Here is an 8,820-nt window from a genome sequence, read left to right on the forward strand (position 1 = left end):
CGATGTTCACCTTCTCTCGATCCCCCCTAGCCCCCCTTAAAAAGGGGGGAACGAAAAAAAGTCCCCCTTTTTAAGGGGGATTTAGGGGGATCAAACGCAGACGAGGCCAACATTTGAACGTTATGTATAAGCAGTAGCCCGCTTTGGGAGAGGGACTTTGAACGGTGGATCATGGGTCGCTTAATTTGAAGGAACAGGTTTGAGGGTGAGATAAAGGTTGTAATTCACCAATTGGGGGGCGTTGCTGGCGATCGCGATCGCATAGGTTCCCGTGGTTTTCACCGTACCCGACCACACCCGCTCGGTTTCCCGTTCGAGGAGGGGTTCACCAGTGGGATCATACAAGCCCACCACCGTCGGATAATCACTCACCGCATTCACCTGCATGAATTGCCCCGCCGTGACCTCCACGGTAAACACCCCGCCTTGCCAGGCTTCGAGGCTGCCCGCATGGCGCAATTCTTCGCTGAGTTGGGGGGTTAAGGGGGTGAGGGTTTGGCCGTTGACGAGGGCTTTGACGTGATCAAAAGCGATCGCATCCCAGACCTGCTGCAATGCCGCTGCATCGTCCGGGGTACTCAGGGGAAAATACAGCGCAAACACCGTATCCGTCAGCAGTTCCACCGCCGCAAAGGACAGATTTAAATCCTGTAACTGTTGCCGCCATGCCCGGCGATCGCCTTGATCATATTGCCCCAATTGTCGCCGCGCCTCGCCAGACAATTCACTGAGGGTATCGAGCATCTGTTGGGCGAGATCGTACTGATGGTTGCGCCAAATCTCATCATCGGGGTCAGAGGTCGGAGCGATGCCCACCCGTGAAGGATATTTTTGCTCGTATTTGTAGCGCAATAACGCTTGGAAAAACTCGTAGTCAATCGCTAATCCTTGCCGTTGCCGCCGCAGGTCAATCCTGCGATCGCGCTCACTGGCCGGTAAATCGGGATCAGGGTCAGGTTCAGGGTCATCCGTCGGCGGAAAACTCAACAACTCACTGCCGGGCAAAATCGGCGGCAGTGTGGGGGACAAGTCTAGATCCGGTTGGGGCGGTGCAGGGCGGCTCACCTGATACTCCACCCAGGCTTGCCCCAAGAGCCAACCCAGGCCCCCCGCCCCCGCAATCACCAGCAGCACCAACAATCCCCGCCCCAACCATTGCCCCACGGGCCAGCCCGGCGATCGCGCCGCCACCGGTACAGCGGTAAATTCCGACTGGGGCAGGGGCGTGGGCGGCATCGCGTTCACCGCCCTCGGTAACGCCTGGAGAACAGTATGGGCACTTTGGGGGCGATCGCTCGTTTTTCGCGCCACCATCGTCGCCAACAAATCCTTAAGCACCATGTTATGGAGCACAATGTCATCCCAGTGCCATTGCCCTTCTTTATTAAGCAGGGTCTTTGGCTCTTGCCCCGTCAGCGCCATTAACACCGTCGTGCCCACAGCATACAGGTCGCTATAGGTGTAAATAATCCCTTTTTGGATTTGTTCGGGGGGCGCGTAGCCCACGCCGCCCACAGCAGGTAACGCAGCGGCCTGGCTCAAGGTGGTCATGTCCTGCCGTGACCTCCACAGCGTCACCAAAACCTGTTTAATCCCACCAAAATTAATCAACACCAAGCGGCTATCCTGGGGCCGCCAAATAATCGAATCCGGGGAAATGTTGCGGTGGATCACCCCTTGGTTGTGGAGGTAGTCCACCACGGGTAACAGTTGTTGCAGGAGGCGAATCCCTTCGAGTTCCGTTAGGGGGCGTTGCTCATCCCAACGGCGTTCGAGAACATGGCGCAACACTGTCCCTTCTACAAAGGTTTGGACGAGGTAAAACGCAGTGATGCCCTCGCGGGTGAGTTCAAAAAAGTCCTGCACCTGGGGCAGTTGGGGATGGTGCAAGCGCCGCAAAAATTCCACTTCCGGCGCGAACAAGTCCCGCGCCTGTTGCACCACGTCGGGGGTCTGGTTCGGGAGGTGAAATTCTCGCAGAATATGGGGGCGATCGCTTTGGGTCACATCATGGACAAGATAGGTCGCCCCGCAGGGATTCTTGCCCAAGACAGTGACAATCCGGTAGCGATCGCCCAAAATCTCGTCAGACTGAACAGCACTTACCATAAATTTCAGGCGTTTCCTTCCATCATTCTTAGCAGAAGTCCCCCATGACTAGGTATTGTGGGCAACATTCTCAGCAACATTCCCCGCATTGCCCTCCAAGCACCGCCCAGATTTGACCTATCATGGTGGGGCCAAACAAGAGGAAGACAATAATATGTCCGGTTATAACGCGACAGCCAGTTTATGGCTTAAGGATTATCTTACGTCGTGGGATGTTTATGAGCATGGCATCAGCCGCATATTACTGCACCAACGCACAGCCTTTCAGGATTTAATGATCGTCGAACTGGAAAATTCTCACAAAGCCCTGATCCTAGATGGCCTCTGGCAGTCCTGCACCCGTGATGAATTTCTCTACCATGAACCCCTCGTTCATCCCGCCTTTTTAACCCACCAAGCCCCCAAAAACGTCCTTGTCCTCGGTGGCGGCGAAGGGGCAACGGTGCGGGAAATCCTGCGCTGGAAGACGGTGGAACGGGTGGTGATGGTGGATATTGATGGGGAAGTGGTGGAGGCGTGCCGGCAATGGTTGCCGGAAATGCACGGCGGTGCGTTGGATGATCCCCGGGTGGAGGTGGTGATCGGGGATGCGTTGGACTATGTGGCCAAGGCTGCGCCGGAATGGGATGTGATTATTTCCGATCTCTCCGAACCGATTGAACAGGGCCCATCCTTTGCCCTGTTTACCCAGGAATTTTTTGCCCAGTTGAATCACTGCTTAACCCCCGGTGGGGTGTTGGTGGTGCAGGGGGGATCGGTGGCGATCGCCAATCTCACCTTCCATGCCCGTCTTGCCAACACCCTACAAACCGTTTTCCCCTATGTACTGTCCTACACCGCGATGATCCCCACCTTTGGGGAACCCTGGGGGTTTCTCCTCTGTTGTCAAACCCCCATTGACCGCCGCCCCGACCCTGATGCCATTGACCAACTCCTCGCCACCCACACCACAGGGGGCTGCCGCTGCATCGACGGCATCGCCTATTTAGGCCTGTGTCAAACGCCGCTGTATGTGCGAGAGGCGATCGCTCACACCACAGAGGTCTATACGCGCGATCGCCCCCCTCAATATCCCAACGCCCAAGGCATTTTGGGCAGTTGAAAGACAAGGCGGCTTTAGCCCCTTGCTCGTTAAATAAGCCCCTTGCTCGTTAAAAGGGATAGCCCATCACCACAAAGGCCGCCCAATAGTAGGGGTGGGCGTAGGGGGGTTCTTTGCTGTTTAACTGCTCCGGTTGAGTGCGGAGGTCTTCGGCAAAGGCGGTCATCCGTTCAGCGATCGCATTCGGGGCCGTTTCCATATCCTGGGCGCGATCGAGATACCAGCGCACGAGTTCCTGCGGTGTCACCGTGCGTAACCACAGTTGCACCTGTTTATGGGCCACGATCGCCGAACTCCCTAGGGCCAAACGGCGATAAAACTCAATCATAAACAGCATCCGGGCGTGGCCATCCATCTCCCAGAGGGGATAGAGCACATAGGTCACCCCTTGACTGAGCAGAGCCGTCATCCCATTCACCAGATCCGGTTCAATGGCAGGATAGGGGGTTGTGGTTTGGGGCGGATAGGCAAAGCTAATCAGTTCACATTCGCCCAAGGCCAATGATCCCAAATCTGCAAAGGTGAGTTTGGTGCGATCGTTGAGGGCGAGGTAGGACTGGGGCGGCTGCTTGCTGTTTTGCATGATGGGCGTGAAGCAATGCCAATAGCGGTAGCCGCCGCCGAGGAATTGACGGCTGGCCGTGGCGGAGGTAATGTCCGCGTTGAGCCGCTGCACTTTGGTGAATTGGTGACAGACTAGCCCGGTTTCTAAGGCCACATCGGGCCGGCTATCAAGTTGAGATTCTAAACAGAGCAGCGACACATCCGGCTGCTCTGGCGTGGGGGTATCGGCGAGGCCGAGGGAGAGCCAATCTTCATCGGCTTCGGATTGGGGCCAGGGGTTGGCTGTGGGTGAGGGGTTGCTGATCGGCGGCAGGCTGGAGGGTTGGGCAAGGCGAAGACTAGGGAGATAGCTGATCGTGAAGCGATCGGGGAAGAGGGCATGGAGGGGTAGGGCTTGGAGGGCTTGATGGGGAACGAGGATCAGATGGTTGATTGCTTTGTCTTTGAAGGTGTCGAGGAGGGACGCGATGCCTAGGAGTTGATCCAAGTGGCGCAGTTGTTCCGGGAGGTGAACCTGGAGCCAGCCGGGTTCGGGGCTGTGGGTTTGCCAGGTGCTGAACCAGGGGAGGAATTGCTCGCGTTGGGTGCGGGCATCGAGGCCCGTGGGGGCGGGGGGGGCGGGTTCCGGTTCGGGGGTGAGGGTGGGGGTTTCCAATTCCATGCCCAGGAGTTCGAGGAGGATCGAGAGGGAGGCTTCGCTGTTTTGCTTGGCCTGTTCGACACGCGATCGCAACGAGGGACTGAGCACCACATTCAACACCACATTGGGGGTATGGCCGAGGACGACGGGTTCAGCGGTTTGGGCGGTGATTACAAAGGTGGTGAGGCCCGCCGGGCTGCAATGCCAGTAGAGCATGGCGGTGTTGTCGTCGAGGCGGCGCTGAATTTCCGCCCATTTGAGGCTGCCTTCCTGGAGGGGGAGCCGTTCCCAGAGCCAAGCGATCGCAAAATTCCGACTTTGTTCCGCCCATTCCAACGCCGTGGCCAATTCGCCCGCCTGAATCATCACATCCACATAAAGCTGATTGAGCACCGCCATGGCCATGGCCAACTGTCGTTTGTGCTCCCATGTCACATTGGCATCGTTGAGAATGTTGTGACAGCGATCGCGCCCTTGGCGATAGGTGGCTTGGGCCTGGCTGAACTCTTCTAAATGCAGTTCAGCGAGGATTTTCGCTTGCAGAATCTCCAAATAGGCTTGGGGAAACTGATCCGCATCGAGGCATTGCAGGGCCGCGTCGTAATGGGTGAGGGCTTGGCGCAACCGGGATGCGGGTTCTGGGGTTGCCAAGGCTTCGGCCACGATCGCCAAGCCTACATGGTGCTGAATCCGGGCCCAGGCTTCGGGATATTGCTGCGGGGATACCTGCTCTAAGCCATGGAGGAGGGTCGCCAATTGACCATCGTAGCCCCGTTGATTGAGGGCGGGATGGTTTTGGGCGAGGCCACTGAGAGAGGTGAGGAGTAAATCCGGATGCGGGGATTGGCGGGCGGCTTGGCTGCGCCCTTGCCAGGCTTGCCAGCGGTGAATTTGCAACTGGAGCGAGCGGTCAAAGGAGGCGATCGCTTCTTCGGTGCGATTAAGAGCTAGGAGGACTTGAGCGCGGCTCACCCAGGCTAAGGTCGCTTGGGGTTCCCGTTGGAGGGCATGATCGTAGCAATCGAGGGCCCCGATAGAGTCGCGGTGTTGGCTGAGAATTTCACCGCACCCATACCAGGCCGGCGCGAGGGAGATATCCAATTCCAGGGCATGGCGATAGGAGGCGATCGCATCATTTTCCCACCCCAACGCTGCCAACACCTGACCCCGCTGACACCACACCAACGGCAGATCGCCATGGTAGGTAATCAGTTGGTCATAGACCGCCAGGGCTTGGGCATAGCTCCCCGCCCCGGCCAGGGCTTCCCCTTGAGCACTGAGGAGATCCGGATCATTGGGGGTAATCGACAGGGCCCGCGCATAGCTATTCACCGCCTCATCGTATTGACCCAGCGCCATCAAGGCCAAACCGCGCTGCTGCCAGCTTTCGAGGTCATCTTTTCTCAGGTGGAGCGCCCCATCAAAACTGTGGATCGCCTCATCGTAGCGGCCCAGTTGATTGAGGCATTGGCCACGATTAAACCAGGCTTTTTGGAAATCCTCTTTCAGGTGAATCGCTTGGCTGTAGGCGGCGATCGCCCCTTCAAACTCGCCCAATTGCTCCAAACTATTCCCCCGACTAAACCAAGCCTTGTGAAACTCTGGGCGAATGGCAATCACCTGATCATAGGCGGCGATCGCTTCCGGATAGCGATTCAACTCATCTAGGGCCAAACCCCGGTTATACCAAGCCTTGTAGAAGTCCGGTTTTAACTCCACCGCTCGACCATAGGACGCGATCGCCTCTTCATACCGCTTCAAATTTTTTAACCCCAAACCCCGATTGCCCCAGGCTTGGTGATAGTCCGGCTTTAGTTGAATCGCCCGATCCCAAGAAGCGATCGCCTCTTCATACCGCCCCGCCTCATAGGACTGCACCCCCTCATTAAAAGCCTGTTCAGCGGCAGCATTCCCCATGGTGGGCACGGCTGCCGGGGCCGGACTCGATTCCGTCGCCGCATTGCGTTGATTAATCTGTCGCACCAACTCCTGAATAATCTCTTGAGGATCGCTCGTGTCTAACCCCAAGCGCTGGGCCACCTGTTGCACCAAATTTTCATCCCCCTGGAGCCGCACCAACAATTCATCCAAGGGAATCGCCTTCGGTTCGTCCTCACTGTCCTCGCTGGCGGGAATTGCAGCCTCCGTTACGGGGGAGGGGGGGTCAACCGGCGGGGGATCGGGGATCGCGATCGGGGGGTTTAGCGCCGACGCTGCCGGTAATTCCTCCTCCGGTGGGGAAACCGGCGGCGGTGCGAGGGGTTGCTCATCGTACTGCCACGTATCATTATCATCCTTGCGATCCCGTGCCAACAGGAGGCGACCAATGCCGCTCGCCGTTTCGCCAAACTGCTTCAACTCCGGTAAGCTGCGGGTCTGTTCTCCCAACGCCACCATCCGCCGCGCCAAGGTGATATTGGGCGCTGAAGAAGCCAAGATTTTCGTGCCGTAGCGTTGCAGCCATTCACTCCACTGGGCGATCGTGCCTCGCGTCGCCAAGGTCTCAAAAAAGCGCTGGATTCGCACCGGTTGCCAACCGTGGGCAATGCCTTCTAGGAGTTGAGTAAAGAGGAATTCATAATCGCGATCGTTGAGGGGTTGATCCGCGTTGATGCCTCTCGCGTTTTCTGCTCCGAGTTCAAATTCTGGCGACTCTGATGCCGTACCAATGCGTTTTGAGATTGTTTTCAACCATTGCTGCAACATGAGTGTCTATCCTTTATTGGGCCCTTAAATCCACCAGCGACATCAAAATTAATCACCTGCATTATAGGGTACGTCCCTCGGAGAATTTTGATGGAGTTGATTGATTCTGAAGAATCCGTGAGGATGGCCGGGGCGATCGCGGCCCTCCTGCGATCGCATCTCCGGTCAGGGTTGGGCTGACGGCTGCGATCGCCAATCCAGAGCAATCCGTCAAAAACCTGCGATCCGCTGCACTCTACGCGATAATGAAAAAAAACGACGCTTCCACAAGACATTATGCAAACCGCTGATTCACAAACCGTCGCGCCCGCTATGAAGACCCCGAAGCTGGGCCTGCCTGTTACAATCATCACCGGCTTTTTGGGCAGCGGCAAAACCACCCTCCTGAATCACATCCTCAGCAACCAAGACGGACTCCGCACCGCCGTTTTGGTCAATGAATTTGGCGAAATTGGCATTGATAACGAACTGATCATCGCCACCGAAGACGACATGGTGGAACTGAGCAACGGCTGTATCTGCTGCACCATTAACGAAGACCTGGTGAATGCAGTCTATAAAGTCCTCGAACGGGACGACAGCATTGATTACCTCGTCGTCGAAACCACCGGCCTCGCCGATCCCCTGCCGGTAGCCCTCACCTTTTTAGGGACAGAACTCCGAGACATGACCCGCCTTGATTCCATCGTTACCACCGTCGATTGCGAAAACTTCAGCTTAGATTTATTTAATAGTGAAGCCGCCTACAGTCAGATCGTCTATGGTGATGTAATTTTGCTCAACAAAGTTGATCTTGTCGATGAAGCGGATGTGGATGCCCTAGAGGTGCGGATTCGTGACATTAAGCGCGATGCCCGGATCATGCGAACGACGAAATCCCAAGCCCCGCTGCCCTTGATCCTCAGTGTGGGGCTGTTCGATTCGGCCAAATATTTCGACGCAGCACCAGACAGCCATTATCATGACCATCACGCCCATGATCATCACGCCCATGATCATCAGGATCACGACTGCCACGATCCCCAATGCACCGATCCGAGCCACGATCACAGCCATGCCCATGCTGATCACGACCATCACGCCCATGATCAGGACTGCCACGATTCCCAATGCACCGATCCGAGCCACGATCACAGCCATGCCCATCACAACCACGGCCATTCGGATCACTTGGCCATGGATGGGTTTACGTCGCTCTCCTTTTTCAGTGATAAACCCCTGTCCATTCGACAGTTTCAATCCTTTTTAGATAATGAGTTAACGCCGAATATTTTCCGGGCGAAGGGGATTCTGTGGTTTGAGGAAAGTCCGAGCCGCCATATTTTTCACCTCAGCGGTAAGCGGTTTTCCATTGAAGATGATGAGTGGGGCGATCGCCCCCAACAAACCCAACTCGTCCTCATCGGCCAAGAGTTAGATCACGATAAGCTCCGCCAACAACTCCAGGCCTGCGTTTTGGGGTAATCCCTCAGCGTTAACCTGTCCCATTTCGTGCCATGGCTCTCCCGTGGCACGATTTGTCGCTGTCATGGTGCGATCGCGCCAAGTTCACGAACAATTACCGTAAATTTTGGGTCTAAAGCCCCGTCCTTGTAGGACGGCTTTATATTGTGATTCATTAATGGTACATTCATATTAAGCGACCTAACAGAGTTGAAGTATGGGGTTCTAAGAGCAAGTCTTTTGGGTAAAACTTCGA

4 protein-coding genes are annotated in these 8,820 nt (G+C 56.2%); 2 read left to right on the top strand and 2 right to left on the bottom strand.

Features of this window, described 5'->3' with window-relative positions; all coding sequences use genetic code 11:
- Nucleotides 1-180: 180 nt before the first annotated feature.
- On the bottom strand, nucleotides 181-2,109 hold the full coding sequence (locus tag PN477_RS04790) for a serine/threonine protein kinase (RefSeq protein ID WP_272117115.1): 1,929 nt from the start codon (nucleotides 2,107-2,109) through the stop codon (nucleotides 181-183).
- Between the two features lie 154 nt (nucleotides 2,110-2,263).
- Here PN477_RS04790 and PN477_RS04795 point away from each other — a divergent pair, with 154 nt between their 5' ends.
- Nucleotides 2,264-3,211: a spermine/spermidine synthase domain-containing protein gene (locus tag PN477_RS04795; RefSeq protein ID WP_272117117.1), complete on the top strand. Its 948-nt coding sequence runs from the start codon at nucleotides 2,264-2,266 to the stop codon at nucleotides 3,209-3,211.
- A gap of 49 nt (nucleotides 3,212-3,260) precedes the next feature.
- Here PN477_RS04795 and PN477_RS04800 read toward each other — a convergent pair whose 3' ends face one another.
- A complete protein-coding gene (locus tag PN477_RS04800) occupies nucleotides 3,261-7,121 on the bottom strand; it encodes a CHAT domain-containing protein (protein WP_272117120.1) in 3,861 nt (1,286 codons plus the stop codon).
- Nucleotides 7,122-7,397: 276 nt separating this feature from the next.
- On the opposite strand from PN477_RS04800, the gene PN477_RS04805 reads away from it, so the two are divergent.
- Entirely contained in the window at nucleotides 7,398-8,585 is a 1,188-nt protein-coding gene (locus PN477_RS04805; RefSeq protein ID WP_272117123.1) for a CobW family GTP-binding protein, read from the top strand.
- Nucleotides 8,586-8,820: the final 235 nt, after the last annotated feature.

Origin of the sequence: Spirulina subsalsa CS-330, assembly GCF_028330765.1 — a bacterium.
Lineage (GTDB): Bacteria > Cyanobacteriota > Cyanobacteriia > Cyanobacteriales > Spirulinaceae > Spirulina > Spirulina subsalsa_A.